This is a genomic window from Nonomuraea sp. NPDC049486 (genome assembly GCF_040676925.1).
Lineage (GTDB): Bacteria > Actinomycetota > Actinomycetes > Streptosporangiales > Streptosporangiaceae > Nonomuraea > Nonomuraea ferruginea.
In genome coordinates this window covers 384,261-407,309 of sequence record NZ_JBFAPV010000009.1, presented here as the reverse complement: position 1 = coordinate 407,309, position 23,049 = coordinate 384,261, and the positions used below count along the sequence as shown (strand labels likewise).

General features: G+C 71.2%; 20 protein-coding genes. 10 read left to right on the top strand and 10 right to left on the bottom strand.

What is annotated here, in order from left to right:
* Positions 1-1,967: tetratricopeptide repeat protein (locus AB0K05_RS26980; protein ID WP_364232631.1), on the top strand; the 1,967-nt coding region annotated here is incomplete at its 5' end.
* Between the two features lie 37 nt (positions 1,968-2,004).
* Here the strand turns inward: AB0K05_RS26980 and AB0K05_RS26975 are convergent.
* Complete coding sequence (locus AB0K05_RS26975) at positions 2,005-3,120, bottom strand: ferritin-like domain-containing protein (RefSeq protein ID WP_271274892.1); 1,116 nt, start codon at positions 3,118-3,120, stop codon at positions 2,005-2,007.
* An 83-nt stretch (positions 3,121-3,203) separates the two neighbouring features.
* On the opposite strand from AB0K05_RS26975, the gene AB0K05_RS26970 reads away from it, so the two are divergent.
* Positions 3,204-3,851, top strand: a complete 648-nt coding sequence (locus tag AB0K05_RS26970) for a TetR/AcrR family transcriptional regulator C-terminal domain-containing protein (protein ID WP_148030507.1) — start codon at positions 3,204-3,206, stop codon at positions 3,849-3,851.
* A 25-nt stretch (positions 3,852-3,876) separates the two neighbouring features.
* On the opposite strand, the gene AB0K05_RS26965 is transcribed toward AB0K05_RS26970, so the two are convergent.
* Positions 3,877-4,353 (bottom strand): transglycosylase SLT domain-containing protein, encoded by a 477-nt coding sequence (locus tag AB0K05_RS26965; RefSeq protein ID WP_308248949.1) that lies wholly within the window; start codon positions 4,351-4,353, stop codon positions 3,877-3,879.
* A 341-nt stretch (positions 4,354-4,694) separates the two neighbouring features.
* Positions 4,695-5,108, bottom strand: a complete 414-nt coding sequence (locus AB0K05_RS26960; protein WP_308248950.1) for a transglycosylase SLT domain-containing protein — start codon at positions 5,106-5,108, stop codon at positions 4,695-4,697.
* A 188-nt stretch (positions 5,109-5,296) separates the two neighbouring features.
* On the opposite strand from AB0K05_RS26960, the gene AB0K05_RS26955 reads away from it, so the two are divergent.
* Together AB0K05_RS26955 and AB0K05_RS26950 are read left to right on the top strand one after the other, a co-directional pair.
* Complete coding sequence (locus AB0K05_RS26955) at positions 5,297-5,782, top strand: glutathione peroxidase (protein ID WP_219545355.1); 486 nt, start codon at positions 5,297-5,299, stop codon at positions 5,780-5,782.
* A 112-nt stretch (positions 5,783-5,894) separates the two neighbouring features.
* Entirely contained in the window at positions 5,895-7,802 is a 1,908-nt protein-coding gene (locus AB0K05_RS26950; RefSeq protein ID WP_364232627.1) for a S41 family peptidase, read from the top strand.
* On the opposite strand, the gene AB0K05_RS26945 is transcribed toward AB0K05_RS26950, so the two are convergent.
* On the bottom strand, positions 7,792-8,874 hold the full coding sequence (locus AB0K05_RS26945; protein WP_148030510.1) for a LacI family DNA-binding transcriptional regulator: 1,083 nt from the start codon (positions 8,872-8,874) through the stop codon (positions 7,792-7,794). The two genes, AB0K05_RS26950 and AB0K05_RS26945, sit on opposite strands and share 11 nt — an antisense overlap.
* Before the next feature lie 170 nt (positions 8,875-9,044).
* On the opposite strand from AB0K05_RS26945, the gene ugpC reads away from it, so the two are divergent.
* The gene (gene ugpC, locus AB0K05_RS26940) at positions 9,045-10,265 is read left to right on the top strand and encodes a sn-glycerol-3-phosphate ABC transporter ATP-binding protein UgpC (protein WP_271274889.1); all 1,221 of its coding nucleotides are present in this window, start codon (positions 9,045-9,047) and stop codon (positions 10,263-10,265) included.
* Between the two features lie 114 nt (positions 10,266-10,379).
* Here ugpC and AB0K05_RS26935 read toward each other — a convergent pair whose 3' ends face one another.
* Positions 10,380-11,132, bottom strand: a complete 753-nt coding sequence (locus AB0K05_RS26935; RefSeq protein WP_219545359.1) for an SDR family oxidoreductase — start codon at positions 11,130-11,132, stop codon at positions 10,380-10,382.
* 196 nt (positions 11,133-11,328) lie between these two features.
* Here AB0K05_RS26935 and AB0K05_RS26930 point away from each other — a divergent pair, with 196 nt between their 5' ends.
* Both AB0K05_RS26930 and AB0K05_RS26925 read left to right on the top strand, forming a co-directional pair.
* Complete coding sequence (locus AB0K05_RS26930) at positions 11,329-11,490, top strand: hypothetical protein (protein WP_364232623.1); 162 nt, start codon at positions 11,329-11,331, stop codon at positions 11,488-11,490.
* Positions 11,491-11,591: 101 nt separating this feature from the next.
* Positions 11,592-12,827, top strand: a complete 1,236-nt coding sequence (locus AB0K05_RS26925) for a PQQ-dependent sugar dehydrogenase (RefSeq protein ID WP_271274888.1) — start codon at positions 11,592-11,594, stop codon at positions 12,825-12,827.
* On the opposite strand, the gene AB0K05_RS26920 is transcribed toward AB0K05_RS26925, so the two are convergent.
* The gene (locus AB0K05_RS26920; protein ID WP_148030513.1) at positions 12,787-13,131 is read right to left on the bottom strand and encodes a carboxymuconolactone decarboxylase family protein; all 345 of its coding nucleotides are present in this window, start codon (positions 13,129-13,131) and stop codon (positions 12,787-12,789) included. The genes AB0K05_RS26925 and AB0K05_RS26920 overlap by 41 nt on opposite strands.
* A 233-nt stretch (positions 13,132-13,364) precedes the next feature.
* Here AB0K05_RS26920 and AB0K05_RS26915 point away from each other — a divergent pair, with 233 nt between their 5' ends.
* From AB0K05_RS26915 to glnII, 3 genes are all read left to right on the top strand, one after another.
* Positions 13,365-14,042 (top strand): hypothetical protein, encoded by a 678-nt coding sequence (locus AB0K05_RS26915; protein WP_271274887.1) that lies wholly within the window; start codon positions 13,365-13,367, stop codon positions 14,040-14,042.
* 11 nt (positions 14,043-14,053) lie between these two features.
* Entirely contained in the window at positions 14,054-17,158 is a 3,105-nt protein-coding gene (locus AB0K05_RS26910) for an AAA family ATPase (protein WP_364232620.1), read from the top strand.
* Between the two features lie 85 nt (positions 17,159-17,243).
* The gene (gene glnII / locus AB0K05_RS26905; protein WP_148030515.1) at positions 17,244-18,263 is read left to right on the top strand and encodes a glutamine synthetase; all 1,020 of its coding nucleotides are present in this window, start codon (positions 17,244-17,246) and stop codon (positions 18,261-18,263) included.
* 56 nt (positions 18,264-18,319) lie between these two features.
* Here glnII and AB0K05_RS26900 read toward each other — a convergent pair whose 3' ends face one another.
* The 4 genes from AB0K05_RS26900 to AB0K05_RS26885 form a co-directional block, all read right to left on the bottom strand.
* Positions 18,320-19,627, bottom strand: a complete 1,308-nt coding sequence (locus AB0K05_RS26900) for a CehA/McbA family metallohydrolase (protein WP_271274885.1) — start codon at positions 19,625-19,627, stop codon at positions 18,320-18,322.
* Positions 19,628-19,735: 108 nt separating this feature from the next.
* Positions 19,736-21,247 (bottom strand): aldehyde dehydrogenase family protein, encoded by a 1,512-nt coding sequence (locus tag AB0K05_RS26895; protein WP_271274884.1) that lies wholly within the window; start codon positions 21,245-21,247, stop codon positions 19,736-19,738.
* 20 nt (positions 21,248-21,267) lie between these two features.
* The gene (locus tag AB0K05_RS26890; RefSeq protein WP_364232616.1) at positions 21,268-21,774 is read right to left on the bottom strand and encodes an aldo/keto reductase; all 507 of its coding nucleotides are present in this window, start codon (positions 21,772-21,774) and stop codon (positions 21,268-21,270) included.
* A 228-nt stretch (positions 21,775-22,002) separates the two neighbouring features.
* Complete coding sequence (locus AB0K05_RS26885) at positions 22,003-23,049, bottom strand: alpha/beta hydrolase (protein ID WP_364232613.1); 1,047 nt, start codon at positions 23,047-23,049, stop codon at positions 22,003-22,005.

The following is a 23,049-nucleotide window of genomic DNA, read 5'->3' as shown; positions in this document are numbered from 1 at the left end:
CAGCCCCAGCCGAATCGGCGACATCGCCCGCGCGGCACTTGTCCTCACCCGTTTCGAGCACGACTACCTGCCGGCAATTCGCTGAGATCACGTCAATGCCTTCCAGCGGCAGCGGCTTCGAGCCGTACGTCGGCCTGAGTGCCTATCGCCGGGAGGACGCGACGAGATTCTTCGGCCGCGAGGCCGAGGCCGCCGCTCTCGCGCACCTGTGGCGGAATCACCGGGTGACGATCCTGCACGGCCCCTCGGGCGTGGGCAAGACGTCGCTGGTGACGGCCGGTGTGCTGCCTCTTCTCGCAGGTTCTGACGTACTGCCCTTGGGAAGTGTGCGGCGGCCCTCCGTCTTACCGGCTGCCGCCATCCTCGACGACAGCGACCCACACGCCTTCGCGCTGATGTCGTCATGGTCGCCGCACGAGCACCCTCTCCGGCTCTCCGGCCTCACGATCAGCACCTACCTGCGCTGGCATCACTGGAACCCGGATGGCGGAACGGTCATGGCCGTCTTCGACCACGCCGAGGAACTCTTCACCGCCCACCGCCGGCATCCTGACGGCCACATCCATCTTCTCGACCAGTTGAGCGACGCGCTCAGCGGCGATCCCCCGCTCCACCTCCTCATCGTCATCGCCGATGAGCACCTCGAGCCGCTGCAGCGCCATGAGGGGATGCGCACGCACATGACCTCTGAGTCGTTCATCCGGCTGGAGCCCTTCGCCGTGGACGCGGCGCTGGAGGCATGCCGACGGCCACTCGTGAGCTGCGGCCGGGACCTCGCTCCAGGGGTGGCCGAGAAGCTCGTCGACGAGTTGCGGGCCGACCGCTCCACCACGGTGGAACCGGCTCACCTGCAACTGGTCTGCGAGGCACTCTGGAAGTCCACGAACGAGAAGGACACCCCCATCGGCGACGCCGACCTGGTGGACGTGGACAAGGTGCTGGCCGACCACTGCGACCGGACCATCCAGGAGGTGGCGCGGGACCTGCTGGACGGGGATGTGGACCAGCTGGTCGCCTTGCTGCGCCCGATCGTGACGAACGGGACGGATGGCGAGGACCTTCCTCCCCGGGTCGCGCAGGCGCTGACACGAGGCCGAATCCTGCGCCGCGGGGAGAAAGGGCGCTACGAGATGCCCGCACGCCTCGTAGGACCCTTCTTGAGCACCTCGTTCGGGCGGCAGCAGCCCGAACCGCCCAACCACGTTTCGACCATCGAAGCCGCGTTGCAGCGAGGCTGGTTCGAGTTCGCCGCGAAGCAGGCGGAGAGGGCTCTCCGGAACTCCGCCGACGGCAGATCACGGGCTCGTGCCGAGTCCTTGGCCGGAGATGCCGCCTACCTGCTGGATGACTTCGACGGGGCTATCGCGCACTATCGCGAGGCGGCGATGATGTACGCCACGATGCGCGGCACCGACCGTATCGTCGCCACCTTTCTGGCCGCCATCGGCCGGATCCTGGTCGATCAAGGCGCCTACCAGGAAGCGATCAGGGAACTGCGGGCGGCGGTGAAGCGGAGTCCGGAACCCGTGATCCTGACGGAGCTGGCTTGGGCGTTGTGGTACATCGGGCACGAAAGCGGCGCGGTCGACATGCTGGACGCGGCGCTCCGCTCCGGGAACAACCCGGCCGAGGCGCTGCGGGTCCGGGGCGAGATCCTCTCGGACATCGCGCCTCAGTCCGCGCTGCGCGATCTCGATCGGGTCCGGCCTCATGAGCTGGCCTCGACACGCGCCGCCTACGCGCTCGCCCTGGCGCTGAGCGGGGACGTGGTCGCGGCGGTCCGGGCGCTGCCACGACTGGACGCGGACAGCGACGCCACAACCCTGCTGCGGACCGCACGCGTCATGAAGAAAGCCGGGCAGGACCTGGAAGCGGCTCGTCTGGCCCGGCGCGCCCAGCAGAGTGCGAGCCGCAAGCCGCTCCCACCACGGTTGACCGCCCAGGCCGAACTCCTCATCGCTACCTGACTCCGGACCGGACCGACGCAGAGAGCACCTGGAGGGGTCAGCCGTCGGAGCCCATGGCGATGGTCTGCGACACCTCGGCGTGCCGTTCGGCCTCCTCCTCCGCGAAGCGGGCTTCGTCCAGTTTGTCGGCGATCTCCTCGTCCTGCTTCATCAGCGCCTCCAGCGACTGGCCGGCCATCTCCAGCACGCCCATGTCCGCGTACGCCTGCTGCAGCCGCGGGCTCCACAGCCCGATGTCCTTGACGCACGGCACGATGCGGCTGAACAGCAGGGACCGGAACAGCCGGAGGTACTCCGACTGGTCCACCGCGACCATGGCCTCGTCCACCTCGGTCCTGGTCAGGCCGAGGTTCTCCCAGGTCTCCCGGCCGCGCAGGCGGTCGCGCATGAGGTAGCAGCCCTCGATGACGAAGTCCTCGCGCTCGCGCAGCTCGGCCTCCGACAGCTGCCGGTAGTAGTCGCGCAGCGCCATCCGGCCGAAGGCGACGTGCCGGGCCTCGTCCTGCATGACGTAGGCGAGGATCTGCTTGGGCAGCGGCTTGGTGGTGATGTCGCGCATCACGCCGAAGGCCGCGAGGGCGAGACCTTCGATCAGCACCTGCATCCCCAGGTAGGGCATGTCCCAGCGGGAGTCGCTCAGCGTCGAGTCCAGCAGGGACTTCAGGTACGGGTTGATCGGGTAGGCGAGGCCGACCTTCTCCTGGAGGAAGCGGGCGTAGGTCTCGGCGTGGCGGGCCTCGTCCATCGTCTGGGTGGCCGCGTAGAACTTGGAGTCGAGGTCCGGCACCGATTCCACGATCTTGGCCGAGCAGATCATCGCGCCCTGCTCACCGTGCAGGAACTGGGAGAACTGCCAGGACGCGTTGTGCAGCCGCACGTCCTTGCGCTGCTTGTCGTCCATCCGCTCCCACAGGGGAGTGCCGTAGATGGCGATGGTCTGGTCGGGGATGCCGAGGATGTCGTACGGATCGACTTCGAGGTCCCAGTCGATCCGCTTGGTGGAGTCCCACTGCTTGTCCTTGCCCTTCTGGTACAAGGCCAGCATGCGGTCCCTGCCGTCGTCGTACTCCCAGGTGAACTTCGTGGTTCCGGCCATTTCCACGTTCCACGTGGCCAGGCCTGCGGGGATGGTGTAGAGCTCGTGGGTCGACATCGGACCTCCGGAGGGGGGTGACGTACACCGTACGTTCCTTGGAGGCTTGCACGTACGCTGTACGCGCGTCAATAGAATGCAGTGTGACCACCCAGCCGCTGTCCAGGGCCCGGATCGTCGCCGCCGCGGTCGAGCTGATCGAGCGCGAGGGCGCCGACGCCGTCTCCATGCGACGCATCGCCTCCGAGCTGGGGGTCGGCGTGATGTCGCTCTACAACCACGTGCCCAACAAGGGCGCCCTGCTCGACGGCGTGGCCGAGAGCGTGCTCAGCGAGATCGAGTTCACCGACGACCCGGAGGCCCACTGGGCCGACCGGGTCCGCATGCAGGCGCGCGCCTTCCGCCAGATCGCCCACCACTACCCGCGCTGCACCATGCTCGTCGTCAGCCGCCAGCTCCACAGCCACGCCGGGCTGCTGCCCGTCGAGCGGGCCCTGGCCACGCTGCGCAGCGCCGGGTTCGACGGCGCCGACGCGGTGCGGGTGCTGCGGCTGTTCATCGCGTTCATCGTCGGCTCGCTGCTGCGCGAGGTCGGCGTGACGCCCGCCTTCGCCCCCGGCCGCAGCTCGACGATCGACCCCGAGGAGGTGGATCCCGAGCTGTTCCCCGAGGTGAGCGCGCTGTCCGAGCTGCTGGGCTCCTGCGACCACGAGGCGGAGTTCGCGTTCGGGGTGGAGCTGTTCGTCCAGGCGATCGCGGTGCACCCGGCGAGGAGGGAGGGCACCCGGTGACCCGCGGATGCCCTCCGGCGTCCGGCTAGTACCAGTTGTGCGACCTGAAGTGCCCCCAGGCGCCGCACGGCTTGCCGTACCTCCCCTTGATGTAGGACAGCCCCCAGCGGATCTGGGTCCTCGGGTTGTGCCGCCAGTCCTTGCCCGCTCCCCGCATCTTGCCGCCGGGCAGCGCCTGCGGGATGCCGTAGGCGCCCGACGAACGGTTCACGGCGCGGTGGTTCCAGCCGCTCTCCCTGGTCCACAGGTTGTCCAGGCAGTGGAACTCGCGCAGGCCCCATGACCTGCGCACCACCTGGTCGAGGGCGAAACGCTTGCTGGTGCTTCTCGGACGGTGGGCGGGGACGCGCGGTTCCGCGCTGGTCCGCCACGTACGGACCACCATGGGCGCGTCGTCGGCGCCCTCCGTCTCGGCCGTGGCCGCGACCTCCATCCCGCCGAGTGCGGCGGTGAGCGCGGCCAGGGTCACGATCGTGCTGTGTAGCGTGCGCTTGCTGTTCAAGTCGATCCTCGCGGTCGGGTCGCGTGCGGACGGGCGCTCTCGCTTCCCCGGCGCCCCTGCCGGTCCGCGTCCGTGGCTCGGACGAGAAGGGTCCGCGCGGCCCTCCGGGATCCTTGATCCGCCCGGCTTCTCGCCGGACGGCCCGGAGGGCTCCACGACATGTCCTCTGAGCCGGTTTCTAGTACGCGCGACCGCGCAGGGTCAGAACCCGGGACACGCCAAGGACAGGTGTTTGCGGGATCGATGCGGATAAAGGGCGCTCTCGTTGGGCCCGGATTGATCGGCCCGGCGCCTCGATGGCCGGCGCTTTCCGCGAAACTCGCGCAAGCCTGAGGTTTGGATCAGTACCAGTGGTGGGATTGGAAGTGGCCCCAGGCGCGACACGGCGTGCCGTACCTCTTCTTGATGTAGCTCAGGCCCCAGGCGATCTGCGTCCTGGGGTTGGTGCGCCAGTCGCTCCCGTGCGAGGCCATCTTGCCGGCGGGCAGCGCCTGGGGGATGCCGTAGGCGCCGGAGTAGCGGTTGCCAGCCCGGTGGTTCCAGCCGCTCTCGCGTTCCCAGAGCTTGACCAGGCATCTGAACTGGGTGGCGGCCCAGCCGCGCTTGTTCACCATCTTCTTGGCCATGGACTTGTTCTTGCTGCTCGTGCTGGTCGCACTCGTCTGGGAGCTCTGCGCCTGTGCGGCCGTGGCGCCGCCCGCAACCATGAGCGAGGCGCTCATGAGCAGGACGCTGGTACGGCGGAGCATGGGCATTCGGGTTCCCTTTCGCAGGAATCGGGGACCGCGCCACCCTGCCGGACTTGTCACCTTTACTGCGAATTGACCATGGAAATGTAGATCGTCAGTAAAGATCTCGATATATGCCTGTTGCTGGGCCTTCGGGGGATAAATGTGGATTAGGTCACGTTTTGGGGCTGACAGGCATCTCGTAAGGTCGGACCATGAACGTTCGAGAGATCCCGGTCCGCACCCTGACGGACGAACCCACCACCCTCGCCGGCGTGGCCGGCGACAAGGCCCTGCTCATCGTCAACGTGGCCTCCAAGTGCGGACTCACGCCGCAGTACACCGACCTCGTCAAGCTCCACCAGGAGTACGGCCCGCGCGGGTTCAGCGTGGTCGGCATGCCGTGCAACCAGTTCATGGGGCAGGAGCCGGGGAGCGCCGAGGAGATCCAGGAGTTCTGCTCGACCACGTACGGGGTCGACTTCCCGCTGCTGGCCAAGGCCGACGTGAACGGCCCCGACCGGCACGCCCTGTACGAGCGCCTCGTGCAGGCGCCGGACGCCGAGGGCGAGAGCGGCGACGTGCAGTGGAACTTCGAGAAGTTCCTCGTCGACCGCGACGGCCGGGTGGTGGCCCGCTTCCGCCCCCGCACCGTGCCGACGGACCCGGCGGTCCTGGCCGCCATCGAGAAGGTCCTCTGACCGCTCGGGAGCAGGCGCCCTAGGGAAATCCCTGGGGCGCCTCCTGACGCGGCCGCCGCCGTGCTCTGAGAGCTTGTCCCCTGTCGGGCAGGCGCGCGGACCGGGAGGCGGCATGGGGATCAGCGAGGGCGCGACCGGGCAGGCCAAGCGGCTGGCCGACGCCGTGGACCTGCGGGACTTCCTGGACACGGCGGGCACGCTCACGCTCGCCGACCGGCGCACGCTCGTGGAGCAGGCGCTGGTGCTGATCGAGCAGAACTACGCGCACCTCCCGCTGAAGATCGCGATGTACGCGGTCAACCCGGTGCAGCGGCTCCGGCTGCTGGCCCTGAGGCTCAGCCGGCAGACCGCCGCGACCGCCGACCCCGAGCCGCGCTTCCACGCGGAGCTGTCGGAGATCTTCCACTCGGTACGCGACCTGCACACGAACTACCTGCTCCCGCAGCCGTACGCGAGCAAGGTCGCCTACCTCCCGTTCCTGATCGAGGAGTGCCACGAGGACAGCAGACCCCGCTACCTGGTGACCAGGCTCGTGGAGGGGTTCTCCGCGCCGGGGCTGGAGCCGGGCGCCGAGGTCACCCACTGGAACGGGACCCCGATCGGCGCCGCGGTGGACGCCAACGCCGCACGGTACGCCGGCGGCAACCCGGCGGCGCGGCACTCGCGCGGGCTGCAGTCGCTGACCATCCGGCCGCTGGTGATCCACCTGCCGCCCGACGAGTCCTGGGTGACGCTCGGCTATCTGGGCCGGGACGGGATAGCCCACGAGCTGCGGGAGCCGTGGCGGGTGACGGACAACCCGCCGCCGTTCGTCGACGCCGGGGCGCTCACCGAGGCCGCCGTGTCGCAGGGGCTGGACCTGGGCACGGACGCGATCTCCCGCGCGCTCAGGATGCTGTACGTCCCCCGGACGCTCACGGCGGAGATCGTCGACGCCGCCGGGACCGACGCCCCGGGAGCGGACCTTCCGACGTCCATGCCGGCGTTCTTCAAGGCGCGGGCCGTGGAGACCCCGTCGGGGACCTTCGGCCACATCCGCGTGTTCACCTTCAACACCAACGACCCCGGCGCGTTCGTCGGCGAGTTCGTCCGGCTCGCCGGCCTGCTGCCGCGGGACGGGCTCGTGGTGGACGTGCGGGGCAACGGCGGCGGGCACATCCACGCCGCCGAGTTCCTGCTGCAGACGCTGACGCCGCACCGGATCACGCCCGAGCCGACCCAGTTCGTCACCACGCCGCTGAACGTGCGGATCTGCGCGCAGCACGAGGAGAACCCGACCGGGCAGATCGACCTCGGGCCGTGGTGCCCGTCCATGAACCAGGCCCTGGAGATCGGCGCCGTCCACTCGGCCGGCTTCGCCATCACCCCCGAGGCCGGGGCCAACGCCATCGGCCAGTGCTATCACGGCCCGGTCGTGCTGATCACCGACGCGCGCTGCTATTCGGCGACGGACATCTTCGCCGCCGGCTTCCAGGACCACGGGATCGGCCCCGTCCTCGGCGTGGACGACAACACCGGCGCGGGCGGCGCCAACGTCTGGACGCACGAGCTGCTCAAGCTCCTGCTCGAACTGCCCAGCCCGGCGCCCGGCTCGCCGTACCGGCCGCTGCCCGGCGGAGCGGGCATGCGCGTGTCGGTCCGCCGCACGCTGCGCGTCCACGAGCTGGCCGGCACGCCCGTCGAGGACCTCGGCGTACGGCCAGGCCACCGCCACCGCCTGACCCGCCGGGACATCCTGGCCGGCAACCAGGACCTGCTCGACCGCGCGGGCGAGCTCCTCGCGGCCCTTCCGGCCCGCCGCCTGGACGTGCGCGTCGCGGGGGCGGCGGACGAGCTGACCCTGCGGACCGGCCTCCTGGACCGGGCGGACGTCTACCTGGACGGCAGGCCGCGGCTCACCGTCGACCTGACCCAGGAGACGGTCACCGTGACCGTCCCCGGCCTCGCCGCCGCGCAGGTCGTCCGCGTGGAGGGCTTCCAGTCCGGGCGGCTCGTCGCCGCCCGCACCCTCAAGCCCTGACCCCGGCCCCGGGCCGGCCGGGGTACGGCCCGCAGCTGCCCCGGACGATCAGCTCCGTGGGCAGCACCACCGTGCGCGGGCGGCGGGCGCCCGTGCGCAGGACGAGCTCGGCCGCCCGGTAGCCGATGTCGCGCCCCGGCTGGGCGATCACCGTCAGGGGAGGCGAGCAGAGCTCCGCCCAGGGGACGTCGTCGTACATCACGAGCGACACGTCCCTCGGCACCCGCAGATCGAGTTCGCGGGCGGCGAGGACGGCGGCCTCGCCGAGCACGTTGCCCCCGGCCACCACCGCCGACAGGTCCGGACGGCTCTGGAACAGGCCGGAGGCGGCCGCGTAGGCGGAGTCGCGGCTCCCGGTGGCGAACACGATCAGCTCCTCGTCTGCCGGCGCCCCCACCGCCTCGCGGAACGCCTCCGCCCGCCGGTCGTGCCCGGGGCCGCCGAGATAGGCGATGCGCCGGTGGCCGAGCCCTCTCAGGTAGCGCACCGCCGTACGGATGCCCGACCGGTCGTCGGCGAGGACCGCGGGCACGTCCAGCGGGCGCGACGGCCGGGCCGGCGGCAGGCCGTCGAGGAGCATGAGGTCGCGGTCGGGGCCCTCGCCGGCCGGATCGGCGCCCTCGACCGGCAGGCGGTCGGCGAAGACCACCGTCATGCCCGCCCTGAGGGCCGGCTGCCAGGTCTCGGCGTCGCCGGACGGCACCGCGACCACCCGGTCCACGCTCTGCTCCAGCAGCATGCCGATCATCTCCGACTCCTGCTCCGGGTCGTCGCCGGTGGAGCCCAGCACGACCGGCTCGCCGGCCGACCGCGCGTACGCGAGCGCCCCCTCGGCGAGCTGGCCGAAGAACGTGTCGGTCAGGTCGGGGACCAGCAGCCCGAGCCCGCCGGTGCGGCGCTGGCGCAGGTTGCGGCCGACGGCGCTGGGGCGGTAGTCGAGCTGGGCCGCGACCGCCAGCACCCGCTCCCTGGTCTGAGGGCTGGCCGAGCCGCCTGACAGCACCCGGGACACGGTGGCGATGCCCACGCCCGCGGCCTCGGCCACGTCCTTGATCGTCGCCCGCTTATCCATGGAAACGATTCCATCATGCTTTCCCGATTTCCGGAAGACCGCCGGTCCCGCGATGGCTGTTCATAGGGGAACCCTTGACAGGGATATCCGTTTCACGATGAGATGCTTGAAAACGTATCCACATACGCAACATCGACTATCGGGGCCATCGCCCTGCGCGAAGGACTGTCATGGCATCCATCGTTTTGACCGACGTCGACAAGATCTACGCCGGTGGCGTCAAGGCTGTGAACGGGCTCAACCTTGAGATCAAGGATGGCGAGTTCATGGTGCTGGTCGGCCCCTCCGGTTGCGGCAAGTCGACCGCCCTCCGGATGATCGCCGGCCTCGAGGACATCAGCGGCGGCGAGATCGCCATCGGCGACAAGGTGGTCAACCACCTGCCGCCGAAGGACCGCGACATCGCGATGGTCTTCCAGAACTACGCGCTCTACCCGCACATGACGGTCGAGGAGAACCTCGCCTTCGGCCTCAAGCTGCGCAAGATGCCCAAGGCCGAGATCCAGCAGCGGGTCCAGGACGCGGCCAAGATGCTCGGCCTCGAGACCTACCTCAAGCGCAAGCCGGCCGCCCTGTCCGGTGGTCAGCGCCAGCGTGTCGCCATGGGCCGCGCCATCGTCCGCGAGCCGCAGGCCTTCCTCATGGACGAGCCGCTGTCCAACCTCGACGCCAAGCTCCGCGTCTCCATGCGCGCCTCGCTCAACCAGATGCACGAGCGCCTCGGCGTCACCACCGTCTACGTCACCCACGACCAGGTCGAGGCCATGACCCTCGGCGACCGCGTCTGCGTGCTCCGCGACGGTCTGCTCCAGCAGGTCGACACCCCGCAGAACCTCTTCGACAAGCCGGTCAACCTGTTCGTCGCCGGGTTCATGGGCTCGCCGTCGATGAACTTCGTCAACGCCGAGCTGGTCCGCGACGGCGGCGCCGCCGTGGCCTTCGCCGGCTACAAGCTGCCGATCCCCGAGTCCACGTTCACCGAGAAGCCCGGCCTCGACCAGTACATCGGCAAGAAGCTCATCCTCGGCATCCGCCCGTCCGACTTCGAGGACGCCGCCTCCGCCGGCGCCCACGCCGACAACGGCTGGGCGACGCTGTCCGCCAAGGCGGAGGTCACCGAGGAGCTCGGCTCCGAGATCAACGTGCTGTTCCTGATCGACGCCCCGCCGGTGGAGCACAAGGACACCGTGGCCGCGGCCGACACCGGCGACGACGAGGAGGCCACGCTGCCGCTGGCCGGCGACAAGTCTCTGTGGACCGCCCGGGTCAACGCCCGCAGCCACGTGCGCCACGGCCAGACCATCGACCTGGTCGTCGACACGCACAACCTGCACTTCTTCGACCCGGCCTCCGGCCTGGCCGTCGGCCACCCGGCCAACGTCGGCCGCTGACCGCAGCCGTACTCCGGCTACCGATTCCCGGCCGCGGGCCCGCCCGCGGCCGTCCGGGCCCTCATCGCGACCCCCTCCCGCGAAGAGGGCCCGACCCGTTTCCCGGGGCGTCCGTCAGCGGCGGCCGATGCGGGCGGAGACCTCCGCGACCAGGCGGCGCGGTACGAACCTGCCGACCGCGACGACCGCCTTGTAGCGCAGGCTCGGCACCGAGACCCACTTGCCCAGCGCCAGATCGCGCAGCGCCTCGGCGACGAGCTTGTCGGCGTCCAGCCACATGAACCCCGGCATGCCGGACATGTCGATCGAAGCGCGCTGGTGGAACTCCGTCCGCACGAAACCCGGGCAGAGCGCCATGACCTTGACGCCGGGCTCGCTGATCTCGGCCGCGGCGGACTCGCTGAAATTGGCCACCCAGGCCTTGGACGCGCTGTAGGTGCCGCGGGTGAAGAAGCCCGCCACCGAACCGACGTTGACCACCGCGCCCTTGCCGCGCTTGCGCATCCCCGGCAGCGCCGCCAGGGTCAGCCGCAGCACCGCCTCGCAGTGGACTTTGAGCATCCGCAGTTCGTCCTCCACCGGCGTGTCGAGGAAGTCGTGCCGCTGCGCGAACCCGGCGTTGTTGACCAGCAGATCGACCCCGGCACGGCAGCGCGCCTCCACCAGGGCCAGGCCGTCGTCGGTCGCCAGGTCGGCGGGCAGGACCTCGACCGCGACCCCGTACCTCAGCTCCAGCTGAGCGGCGGCCTCGCCGAGCCGCCGCTCGTCGCGCGCCACCAGGACCAGGGTGAAACCGTCGGCTGCCAGCCGGCGGGCGAAGGCGGCGCCGATGCCGGCCGTGGCGCCGGTGATCAATGCGGTAGGCATGCCAAGAACCCTAACGCGGCGGGGGTGCGCGATCGCTGGAGCCGATCGTTCCGGTTCGTTCGCGGCGGACCGGCGGCGACCGGAGAATGAACATCGACAACCTTTTTCGGGAACCCCCTCGGGCTGGGCGCCGTCATGCGTGCCTTACGGCCCGCTCAGCCCGCCGTAGCTCCGGAAAACGGAGTGGGGAGGGTGCATGTCCGGGTCGCGGAGCCTGACCGGGTTCGGGCTGCTCGCCATGGAGAAGCGGGAGGCCACGTACCCTCCGCACCACGTGGGTAGTGGCGCCGGGTCGCGAAGAGCGCGCGGGGACGGCGCGGCGGTGGCGAAGAGCGCGGTTGGGACGGCGTGGTGGTGAACTACAGGCTGGAACGGCGTGGTGGTGGCAAACTGCGGGTTGGGGCGGGTGGTGGCGTTGGGCGGTGGTGAGGGGGGTTGGGGCGTGCGAGGATGGGCGGCGTGCGCCTCGCTGTGGCCGTGCTCGCCGTCGTCCTGACCGCCTGCTCCGCCGCGCCGCCGGAAGGGGCCCCCGTCCCGCCGTCCGCGTCCGTTCCGGCCGGCACTGAGGCGGTGAGTCCGTCCGCGTCCGTTCCGGCCGACGCTGAGGCGGCGAGTCCGTCCGCGTCCGTTCCGGCCGACGCTGAGGCGGCGAGTCCGTCCGGTTCGCCCGCGGAGAGTACGCCCGCGCAGGGCGGGCTGCGGTTCACGCGGATCGCCGAGCTGGAGCGGCCGGTGGCGTTCGCCGTCCGGAGCGGGGATCGGCGGCTGTACGTGGCCGAGCAGGGCGGCAGGTTGCGCACCACCGACGGTGACACGGTCGTCGACCTGTCCGGAGAGGTGAGCGGCGGCAACGAGCAGGGCCTGCTCGGCGTCGCCTTCCACCCGTCCGGCCGCTGGCTCTACCTCGACTGGACCGACAAGGCCGGCACCACCCACGTCACCGAATGGGCCTACGACGGCGCCCGCGCCACCCGCAGGCGTGACGTGCTGACGCAGGAGCAGCCGTTCGCCAACCACAACGGCGGCCAGCTCGCCTTCGGCCCCGACGGCTACCTCTACATCGCGCTCGGCGACGGCGGCGGCGGTGGCGACCCGGAGGGCAACGGCCAGGACCTGGGCACGCTGCTGGGCAAGATCCTGCGCATCGACCCGCGCGACGGGAAACCCTACGCGGTGCCGGAGGACAACCCGTTCGTCGGCAAGGAGGGCGCGCGGACCGAGATCTGGGCCTACGGGCTGCGCAACCCGTGGCGGTTCGGCTTCGACCGGGCCAACGGCGACCTGTGGATCGGCGACGTCGGCCAGAACGCGTGGGAGGAGGTCGACTACCAGCCGGCCGGCTCCGAAGGCGGCGAGAACTACGGCTGGAACCTGCGTGAGGGCAGGGAGCGCTTCCGCCAGGGCCCGGCCGGGAAGCTGACCGACCCGGTGATCGTCTACCCGCTGAACGAGGGCGGCAACTGCTCGGTGATCGCCGGGTTCGTCTACCACGGCGCGAAGATCCCGTGGCTGCGGGGCCAGTTCCTCTACGGCGACTTCTGCGCGGGGTGGATCAGGGCGGCGCCCGTCGACGAGCCGGCACGCGACCGGCGCGTGGGCGAGGTGGAGCAGCTGTCCTCGTTCGGCGAGGACCACGACGGCGAGCTGTACGCGCTCAGCCTGGCCGGCCCCGTCTACCGGATCGATCCCGCCTGACCAGCTCGATCAGGTCCTCGACCTGCTTGCCGAGCCGGGTCCCCCGCGTCCAGCCCGCGTAGTGGGTGAGGAAGACGACGAGCTCCCGCAGCTCGGCCTCGTCCAGGTCGCCCGTGCGCAGCGCCGCGTCGAGCTGCAGCTCCACCTGGTCGTCGATGCCCTGCCCGACGAGCAGGCCGAGCAGGAGCAGGCGGCGTTCTCTGAGGGTGAGCGTCTCCCGCGACCAGAGGTCGGCGAAGGCGCGCTCCGCCGTCATCCCGTACGAGTCGACGATCTCCGTGGCCGGTCCGGCCGGTTCTGTCATCGTGCGCTCCGGTCGCGTGAGGGGGGTGGCTTCATCTTCGGCCACCCACCGCGCGATGACCAAGAGGCCCGGCCGGAAGTCAGACCTGGACGACAGGAAGACCTGTTGATCTGTAACAAGTGAGACCAACGCACGGCCAAGTTTTGGTCAAGATTTCTCATGCCGCGCACGGCTCAGTCGGGAGAAAACGGGCACAACAACTGCGGTGCCTCGTCATGCGGAGGTAATCCCTGGTGAAGACGACGCGGGCGTGGATCGCGCTCATCGCCGCGGCGGCGACCATGTCCGCTTGCGGGCAGCCCGAGTTCCACTACGTGCGCGACCGGGACGGCACCACCTACTTCAAGGTGCCGTCCTCCTTCTCCCGGCTCGACGCGTCCCCGCTCGAACGGCTGCTGTCGGACGACCACCCGAGCTCGGCGGCGGCGCAGTTGCGCAGGCAACAGGTCTGGTCGACGGCCTACGACCAGGCGGCCCGTCCCGCCGTGGAGCACCTGTTCGGCTCGCGGGACCCGTTCGTGTACGTGACCGTGCGCAAGCTGACCGACGGGCAGCGCAACGAGATCTCGCTCAACCGGATGCGCGACTTCCTCCTGCCGGTGACCGAGCAGACGCGCACGGCGTACCTGATGTCCGTGCTGCGGGCGGGGCGGGCGCCGGCGTTCAGCCACTTCGAGCCGCTCATGGACAGGGAGCTCACCCTCGGCGACGGGGCCAGGGGGGTCCGGGTCCGCTACAACTACCGGATCGGCGGCGAGATCCAGACGTTCGACCAGACGGTCATCCTCGACGGCCAGGGAACGAGCCTGTCGGTGATGTTCCTCGCGTGCGAGGCGACCTGCTTCACCCGGCGCGCCGCCGAGTTCGACCAGATCGCGGGTTCCTTCAACCTGCTCAGGCTGCCCGGATGAGGGAGCACCCCGTGAAGACCACGCCCCACGCAGGGCTGCGCGCCCCCGGAAGCGGGCCCGCCGACCCGGACGCCGCCACGGCTGAGAGGCGGCGGCTCTGGGACCGGAGCAGGGTCCTGGCCGGCCTGACGGCCGTCTATCTGGTGCTCGCCCTGAAGGTGATGGCGGATCACCCGGGCATCGTGCCGTTCTCCGACGCGGTCCGGGTGGTGGCCAGGGACCATCAGTGGATCTTCTGGCTGCTCGGCGCGGAGGCGGCACGGCAGCTCCACCTCCTGGCCGCCGAGCGCCTGCCGGGCTACCGGCGGTTCTGGCGCCGGCGGGTCTTCGGCGGGTGGGAGCGCTGGTCGCACCGGCGTCTCGACGACTGGACCAGGTTCCGCGTGGCCCGCCTGGCGAAGATCGCTGTCTGGGTGGCGCTGCTGGCCCTGGTGCTCGCGGCGGTGCTCGGCACCAGCCCGGCGGTCGCGCTGTTCGAGGCTCCGGCGCTGCTGTCCCGGGCGCTGCCGCTCGTGGTCCAGATCGCCGTTCCGCTCGTCGTGATCATCGTCGTGTTCGCCGGTCTGCTCTGGTTCCTGTCCCGGGGCGGCGTCGAGACGTACTTCCCCGGCGACGTCACGACCCGCTTCGCCGACGTGTGGGGGCAGGACCACGTGGTCGAGCGGATCAGGCAGAGCCTTGTCCTCCTGGAGAGACCCGGGGAGATCGAGCGGCGCGGGGGGTACGTGCCGGGCGGTCTGCTGCTGTGGGGGCCGCCGGGCACCGGCAAGACGCTGATTGCCGAGGCCGTCGCGGGGGAGACCGGCAAGCCGTACGTGGTCGTGGACTCGGGCGCGTTCACCGGCACGTTCGCGGGCGTCGGCGTCCTGAAGGTCAGGACGCTCTTCAGGAAGCTGCGCAGGCTCGCGCTCCGCTACGGAGGCGTGGTCATCCTCTTCGACGACGCCGACGCGCTGGGCGGGCGCGGCCGGCCGGGACCGCCCGCCGAGGGCGGCGGCCTCTCCGGCTGCCACGGACCGGACTACCTGTCGGAGGAGAGCCGCTCGGTGCTCGCCTTCCCCGGCGAGCCCCTCGGCGGAGGCGGCGGCGATGCCCGCACGCAGCGGGCGCTGCTCACCGAGCTGTCCGGGCTGAAGGAGCCGCGCGGGCTCTTCAACCGGACGGTCAGGCGGCTGCTCGGGATGCGGCCCAAGCCGCCGCCCCCGTACCGCGTCCTCGTCATCCTGGCCACCGAGCGGCCGGACGCGCTGGACCGGGCGCTGCTGGGGCCCGGGCGCGTCGACCGCGTCCACCGGGTCGGCCACCCGTCCAGGGCCGGGCGGCTCCGCACCTACCAGGGGTACTTCGCCGAGGTGGCGCACGAGCTGACCGCGGAACAGATCGGCAGGCTCGCCGCCATCACCCCGTACGCGACCGGCGCCACCATCAAGGACCTGGTCAACGAGTCGCTGATCAGCGCCGTGCGCGACGGGCGGGAGACCATCACCTGGCCGGACGTGCTGAGCGCCAGGCGGCAGCGGCTCGGCCCGGACGAGCACGTCGAGCGCGAGCGCCACGCCGTGGCCGTGCACGAGGCCTGTCACGCGGTGGTCGCGTACGTGACGCGCTCCCACCAGGAGATCGGCCTCGCCACCATCGAGAAGGGCGCCGGCGACCTCGGCCCGTCGAACGGGTCCACCCGCTGGAAGTCGGAGTACGAGGCGGACATCATGGTCTCGCTCGCCTCCCTGGCGGGGGAGCGGATGTTCTTCGGCGAGGACAGCTCGTCGGGCGTCCGCGACGACCTGCACGCGGCGACCTGCCTGAGCGCGCTCATGGAGTCGTCCTGGGGGATGGGCTCGGGCGTCACCTCGCTGCCCGCCCTCCGGGAGCTGGGGATCACCGGCGGGCGACCCGGCGTGCTGGGGGAGCGGGTCGAGGACAACCTGGCGCGGCTGCTGGCCAAGACCGGGGACCTGCTCGCGGAGCACCGCCGCGACGTGCTGTGCCTGGCGCACGCCCTGGAGACGCACCGGACGCTGGACGGCGACGACGTGGTGGCGATCCTCCGGCGGCGTCGGGGGCCGGTCGTCGACGGCACGATGTACGCCTCCGACGAGTTCTACCGGGACCTGGAGGAGTACCACGCGGAGGCCGCCCTCGCACACCGCGAACACCGCCCGGTGGCGCGCGACCTGCCCGGCGCGGCGGAGACCATCACCCCCGTCCCACCAGGCGACGGCTCCACGGTGCCGGCCCCGGAAACGGCGACCCCCCTCGCCTTCGCGGCCCCCGGCACGGATCCCGACTGGATCGGCGCCCCCGGCACGGCCCCGGCCTGGCCGGGAGCCCCTGGGACGGCCCCCGCCTGGCCGGGAGCCCTTGGGACGGCCCCCGCCTGGCCCGGCGCCTCCGGCGGCGACACCCCCGGGTCGGATCCCGCCTGGCCCGGCGCCTCCGGCGGCGACACTTCCGGGTCGGATCCGGCCTGGCCCGCGGCGCACGCCGGGGTCGGTGCGTCGCCTCCGGATGCTGGCTGGTCCGGCGCGTCTCCTGTGGTGAGGGGTCCGGCGCCCCTCCCTCTGGCGGCGGGTGAGGGTGACGAGGGGCGGCCCGAGATCGTGCCGTGGGGTTCGGAGCAGCCGCCGCCACCGCCGAGGGCAGTGCCGCTGATCGTGGACGACACGGTCGAGCAGCCGCCGCCGCGGGGTCGTACCGGACGGTTGTGGGTGGTCGCGGCCAGCCTGTTCATGCTCGTCGGGCTGGCGATCATCCTCGCGCTCGCGCTGACCGGCGTGCTGACCGCAGGCCCAGCCTCGGGGACGGAGGCCGGCGCGGCCGCCGCCCCCGCCCCCGCGCCGGGCATCGCCTCGCCGTGGCTGCTGATCGCGCTCTTCGTGGTGGTGGTCGCGGTGGTCGTCGGCGTCGGGCTCACCACCGTGGCCGTCAAAGGCGTCCGGGTGGCCCAGGCCAAGGCGGAACGGGACCGGGACGAGGCGCACGCCCGCGCCCAGCTCCTGGCGGCGGCGCTGGACCCGGACACCGCGATGCGGCTGCTCGGCTACGACGGGAACGGACGGCGCGAGCTCGGCCAGGAATACCGCCTCACGACGGGTGACAAGAAGCGACGGCCTTAACACGGCGTTCACATAAGGGCAAAAACCGGGAAACGGCGGTCCATAAGACTCGGCGTGGCTGATGAACATGGGAAAGGGACCCGCTGTGAGCTACAAGGCTGAGTACATCTGGATCGACGGCACCGAGCCCACCGCTCTGCTGCGCTCGAAGACCAAGATCCTCGCCGACGGGGCCGAGCCTCCGGTCTGGGGCTTCGACGGCTCCAGCACCAACCAGGCGAAGGGCTTCAAGTCGGACCTCGTGCTCCGCCCCGTGCTCACCTGCCCCGACCCGATCCGCGGCGGCGACCACGTGCTCGTGCTGTGCGAGGTCGAGGAGGTCAGCGGCGACCCGCACAAGAGCAACACCCGCGCCCAGCTCCGCCCGGTGGCCGAGCAGTTCGCCGAGCAGGACTCGTGGTTCGGCATCGAGCAGGAGTACACGTTCTTCAAGGGCAGCCGCCCGCTCGGCTTCCCCGAGGGCGGCTTCCCCGCCCCGCAGGGCCACTACTACTGCGGCGTCGGCGCCGAGGCCGTGTTCGGCCGTGAGATCGTCGAACTCCACCTCGACCGCTGCCTCGCCGCCGGGCTGAAGGTGTCCGGCATCAACGCCGAGGTCATGCCCGGCCAGTGGGAGTTCCAGATCGGCCCCGCCGGTCCGCTGGAGGTCGGCGACCACCTGTGGATCGCCCGCTGGCTGCTCTACCGCACCGCCGAGGAGTTCGGCGTGGAGGCCACGCTCGACGCCAAGCCCGCCCGCGGCGACTGGAACGGCGCCGGCGCGCACACCAACTTCTCCACCAAGGCCATGCGCGAGGGCTACGACGCGATCATCACCGCCTGCGAGGCCCTCGGCGACGGCGACAAGCCGATGGAGCACGTCAGGCACTACGGCGCCGACATCGAGAGCCGCCTGACCGGCGCGCACGAGACCGCCCCGTGGAACAGGTACACCTACGGCGTCTCCGACCGCGGCGCGTCCGTCCGCATCCCGTGGCAGGTCGAGGTCGACAAGAAGGGCTACATCGAGGACCGCCGCCCGAACGCCAACGTCGACCCGTACGTGGTCGCCCGCCTCCTGGTCGACACCTGCTGCACCGCCCTGGAGAAGGCCGGCCAGGTCTGACCCGGGTTCGAGGAGGGGAGAGAACGCGGGCACCCCTGAGGCCCGCGTTCTCCTCTTCAGCGCAGCCGGGACTGGTAGACGCGCCGCGCCTCCTCCAGCACCTCCAGGCCGTCCTCGTCGACCCGGTCCCTGATCTGCTTCTCCAGCAGGTCGAGCCAGCGCAGGCAGAACGTCACGTCCTCCTCCCTGGCCACCCGCCGGTGGCACACGTCCAGGTGGACCGGGCTGGTGTGGGCGAGCACCCGCCCGCGGCCCTCGGCGACCGCGACGACGTACGTCGGCCACACCACGGACAGGCGCGCGGCCAGCTCGCCGGGCGGCCCCGACGCCAGCTCGCCGTCGGCCGTCAGCAGCCGCACCCGCTCCGCCCCGTCGCCTAGCACCCGCGCCGACACCCGGACCGTCTCGCCCGGCGCGAGGTCGAGTGTGTCGCCCGGGCCCCGGCCGTCCACCTCCAGCTCCAGGAACGGGCCGGTGGTGACGAACGTGCGGCCCCGCCGCACCGCCTCCGCGTACGCGCCGGCGGTCAGCCGCCCCTCGACGTGCGCGTACGTGCGTTCGCGCCCGATCGGGCCCAGCCGGTGCGTGCGGCCGCCCGTCGCCGCGACCCGGTTGCCCGCGCCGATCAGCCGGCGGTACGCGCAGGGCGAGCCGATCACCGACGGGAAGCCGTCGACCAGCCCCAGCGCCGCGTCCACCACGGCCAGCCGCGCGTCGAACCCCGGATCGCCGCCGCTCATCAGCTGGTCGGCCGTCTCCGCCGGCCCGCAGCAGGAGTTCGCGTAACACACCAGCGTGCCCCGGCGGTGCAGCTCGCTCAGCGCGACGGTGGACAGCGGCCACGAGTCCAGGCCCAGCACCTGGTGGACCAGGTCCACCCGGGCCAGGTGCGCGCCGTCCGACCACGGCAGGTCGCGGCCCGACCACCGCGCCAGCGTGTCGCCGTCGCCGGGCGGCACGTTGACGACGTGCAGGTCCTCGCCGTGCTGGGCGGAGGCCACCCACCGGGGCGGCCGGTTCAGCGGCACGTGCAGGTCGGCGCCGTACCAGCCGCGCGCCGCCGCGTCGTACAGGCGGGGCGGGGCCAGCTCCACCAGCGTCTCTCCTTCGCCCGGCAGCAGCGTGGTCTCCGCGCACCCGTGCTCCACGCCTCGCGCCGCCCGGACCTGGACCGGCTCGCGGGGCACCGGCAGGACGAGATCGTCGCCGTGGAAGTACGGCAGGCCGTCGAGATCGCGCGCCGGGGGCGTGCCGGGCGGGCACCAGCCGCGCCCGTCGAGGGTGCGGACGCTCCAGCGGCATGGGACGCCGGCCCGCAGGCGGAGGACCGGCTGACCAGGTAACGGTCTCGGATAGTCACGCATCGGCTTCTCCCCGTGATCGAAGGCGCCGTCATCGTGACACGGCCATCACCCGCCGGGAAGGGCCCCCTTCTCGGCGGGGTGGCTTCTTTTACACCCGGTATGAAGGAACTAGAGCCGGAACCCGTGATCGGGAGTAATCTCCGCCACGTCCATCTGCGCCTTCTGCAGGCGGCCGGAGTGATCCCAGTTCATCGACTGCCAGCGGGTGAACTGGTCGAGCACCCACATCCCCGACTGGCGGCTGCCGTTGCCCGACTTGCCGTTGCCGCCGAACGGCAGGTGCGCCTCGGCCCCGGAGGTGGAGTTGTTGATGCTGACCATGCCCGCCGAGACGCCCTCGCGGAAGGCGAACGCGTGCTTCGGGTTCGTCGTGTAGATCGAGCTGGACAGGCCGTATCCCGGCCGGTTGGCCAGCTCGACCGCCTCGGCCATGGTCGAGAACGTGGTGACGCCGACGATCGGGCCGAACGTCTCCTCCAGGAAGATCCGGTCGTCCGGCCGGACCCCGTCGACCACCACCGGGTGGTAGTAGAGCCCGCCCTCGCCGGTGAAGCCGTCGCGCGGGTTGTCCTCGGTGATCCGCCCCGTCGGGCCCGAGACGACCCGGTGGTGGGGCTGGATCCAAGTCAGGTACTCCTCGTACCGGTCGGCGAACTTCCGGTCGAGCAGCGGGCCCGCCAGCACGTCCTCGCGCGGGTCGCCGACGCGGGCCGCCTTCAGCGCCCGTACGAAACGGTCGGTGAAGTCCTGGTGGACGCTCTCGTGCACGATGGCCGTGCCCAGGCTCGTGCAGCGCTGGCCGGCCGTGCCGAACCCGGCGAACAGCGCGCCCTCCACCGCCAGGTCCAGGTCGGCGTCCGGCATGATCACCATCGGGTTCTTGCCGCCCAGCTCCAGGCAGGGCGACTGCAGGTGACGTCCCGCCAGCTCGCCGATCTTCCTGCCGACCTCGCTCGAACCGGTGAACCCGATCTTGTCGACCGTGCTCTCGGTGAGCGCCCGCTCCAGGCCCTCGAAGGTCTGCGCGCCGTCGGCGAAGACCACGTTCAGCACGCCGTCGGGGAGCCCGGCGGCCGCGAACAGCCGGTACATCGCGTGCGCCGACGCGGCGGCGTACTCGGCCGGCTTCCACACCACCGCGTTGCCGCACAGCAGGGCCGGCACCAGGTACCACGACGGGACCGCCACCGGGAAGTTGCCCGCCGTGATCACCGTGGCCACGCCGACCGGGTTGCGGAAGGTGAACAGATTCTTGTCCGGCATCTCCGACGGGACCGTCTGGCCGTACAGCCTGCGCCCCTCGCCCAGGAAGAAGTCGCACGTGTCGACGATCTCCCGCACCTCGCCGAGCGCCTCCGCGTACGGCTTGCCGATCTCCTCGGTCACCAGCGCGGCCAGGCTCTCCGCGTTGGCCTCCACCAGCCGGCCGATCGACGCGATCACCCGGCCGCGCACCGGAGCCGGCACCTTCGCCCACTCCCGCTGGGCGTCCTTGGCGGTACGGCAGGCGGCGGCGAACGTGCCGGCGTCGGCCAGCCCCACCCGGGCCACCGCCTCGTCGAGCCGCGCGGGGTTGGCAGACGTGTACGTGTCCGAGCCGGCGGCATCTTTGCCACCCACGACGGAAACAATCTGACGGGTCACGGGTGCCCTCCTCGTAGCTTCTCCGGACAGACAATCATCTCCCCGGAAAATCCCCAACCCACGAGGGACAACCTCCCAAGCGCGGTGTCACCGGTGTGCCGGTTCTGCACCGCCGCGACGGGCGCGATCGCCTGAGCTTCGGCGAACTGCGCGGCGTCAACGTCGCTGACGCCCAGGTGCCGGAGCAGCCCTTCCGCGCGGAGCTCGGCCACTACCGCGAACCGTTCGGCGATCGACTCGCCCATCCCGCCGACCCGCAGATATGCCAGCTCGAGCCGGTCCAGGCCGAGAGAGCGCAGATCCGCCTCGACCGGGCCGCGCAACTGATCAGGCGTCGCCTGCTCGCTCGGCACACCGTTGGGTCCGCGCAGCGGCCCGACCTTCGTGGCGATCACCAGGTCGTCACGGTAGGGGGTCAAGGCCGTACGGATCAGTTCGTTGGCCCGCACCGCGCCCCGGCCGTAGAAGCCCGCCGTGTCGATGTGGTTCACGCCCAGTTCCACGGCGCGACGCAGTGAACAGCCTGCCCGAGCATCTGAGGCAATCGGCTGTTGCGCGAACAGCAGCAGCCGACAAGGCTCGCCGAGCCCGGTGTCTCGTCCTCGGCTGCCGTGAGAGTGCTCTCGCGCAAGCTTGAGGAAGAGCAGAGCATTGGAGGTGGCTCAAGGGGAGAACCTGGAACTGCGCCGCCGCCTTGAGCTTCCTGCGCCGTCGCTGCCGGGATCCGTTGTTCAAATACTCCGGTCGAGCCAGTTCAGTACGTTGGCGTAGGCAGCAGGAGCGCGACGGTGCAGGTTGATCGCGTGGCCGACGTCGTCCAGCACCACGGCATCCACTCGGGGCGCGGCCGGGTAGAGCGGCCGTTCGTCCGCCGCGAGAGCAGCCGGCGAGGTGCAGTCGTTGGCGTCGGCGGCGCAGACCAGCCGGTCCCGGTTGCCGACGACGAACAGCACCGGCACGCGAATCGCCTCTGTCACGCCGGGTGCGCCGGCATCGCCGAGCGAGAAGATCTCGCTCATCGTATTCGTTTCTTTCCTGGCGCTGTCGCGCGCGATGACCTGAGGGTCGGCGCCCGGCACGTAATACATGACCGCGGGCCGCTGCTCGTCCTTGACCGTCACGTAGCCGTCGTCACCCGGAGGAACCTGCGCGGCCAACCGTGGAACCTCGCTCACCGGCTGGCCGTACCGTCCGGCAAGCTCCGCACCGCTCGGCGACACACGGTGCGCGTTGCCCGTCAGGATCAGCGCGTCCGCGGCCTGGAAGCGCGACGCGGCGAACTTCGCCACTTCAGAGCCGAAAGAGTGCCCGACGAGCACCACATCGGCGAACGCCCGAGGGCCCACCTTGCCCGTCCGCAGCGCCGCCACCACCTGTGCGATGGTCAGCGCGTTGGACTGCAACGTCACCTCCTTGCTCGCCGGGTGTGAACTGCGCCCGACTCCGATGCGGTCCAGGTTGAACGTCGCGTAACCGGTCTGGTTCGCCCGCTTGACGTAGGAGTACCGGTGGGCGCGGAAGGGGAAATCCCAGTAGACATGGCTGTAGTTCAGGCCATGGATCAGGACCTGGACCGTTGAGGCGGCACGGCCCGCAGGCGTGCACAGTCGCCCCCAGATGTGATGGCTCCGTGGCTGCCCAGCGGCGATCGACACGGGTACGGTGACGTCCCGGCAGCGCGCGGTGGGCGTGGACGTGTCGGCGCCGGCTGGGGCAGCGGTCACCAGACCAGCCAGCAGGCCGGCCGCGGTGGCCGCGAGAAGGATGCGGTGGAGCAC

Coding starts and splice junctions, on each gene's coding strand:
- AB0K05_RS26975 (WP_271274892.1), bottom strand. CDS start 3,120: ATGTCGACCCACGAGCTCTACACCATCCCCGCAGGCCTGGCCACGTGG.
- AB0K05_RS26960 (WP_308248950.1), bottom strand. CDS start 5,108: ATGCCCATGCTCCGCCGTACCAGCGTCCTGCTCATGAGCGCCTCGCTC.
- AB0K05_RS26955 (WP_219545355.1), top strand. CDS start 5,297: ATGAACGTTCGAGAGATCCCGGTCCGCACCCTGACGGACGAACCCACC.
- AB0K05_RS26950 (WP_364232627.1), top strand. CDS start 5,895: ATGGGGATCAGCGAGGGCGCGACCGGGCAGGCCAAGCGGCTGGCCGAC.
- AB0K05_RS26945 (WP_148030510.1), bottom strand. CDS start 8,874: ATGGATAAGCGGGCGACGATCAAGGACGTGGCCGAGGCCGCGGGCGTG.
- ugpC (WP_271274889.1), top strand. CDS start 9,045: ATGGCATCCATCGTTTTGACCGACGTCGACAAGATCTACGCCGGTGGC.
- AB0K05_RS26935 (WP_219545359.1), bottom strand. CDS start 11,132: ATGCCTACCGCATTGATCACCGGCGCCACGGCCGGCATCGGCGCCGCC.
- AB0K05_RS26930 (WP_364232623.1), top strand. CDS start 11,329: ATGTCCGGGTCGCGGAGCCTGACCGGGTTCGGGCTGCTCGCCATGGAG.
- AB0K05_RS26920 (WP_148030513.1), bottom strand. CDS start 13,131: ATGACAGAACCGGCCGGACCGGCCACGGAGATCGTCGACTCGTACGGG.
- AB0K05_RS26900 (WP_271274885.1), bottom strand. CDS start 19,627: ATGCGTGACTATCCGAGACCGTTACCTGGTCAGCCGGTCCTCCGCCTG.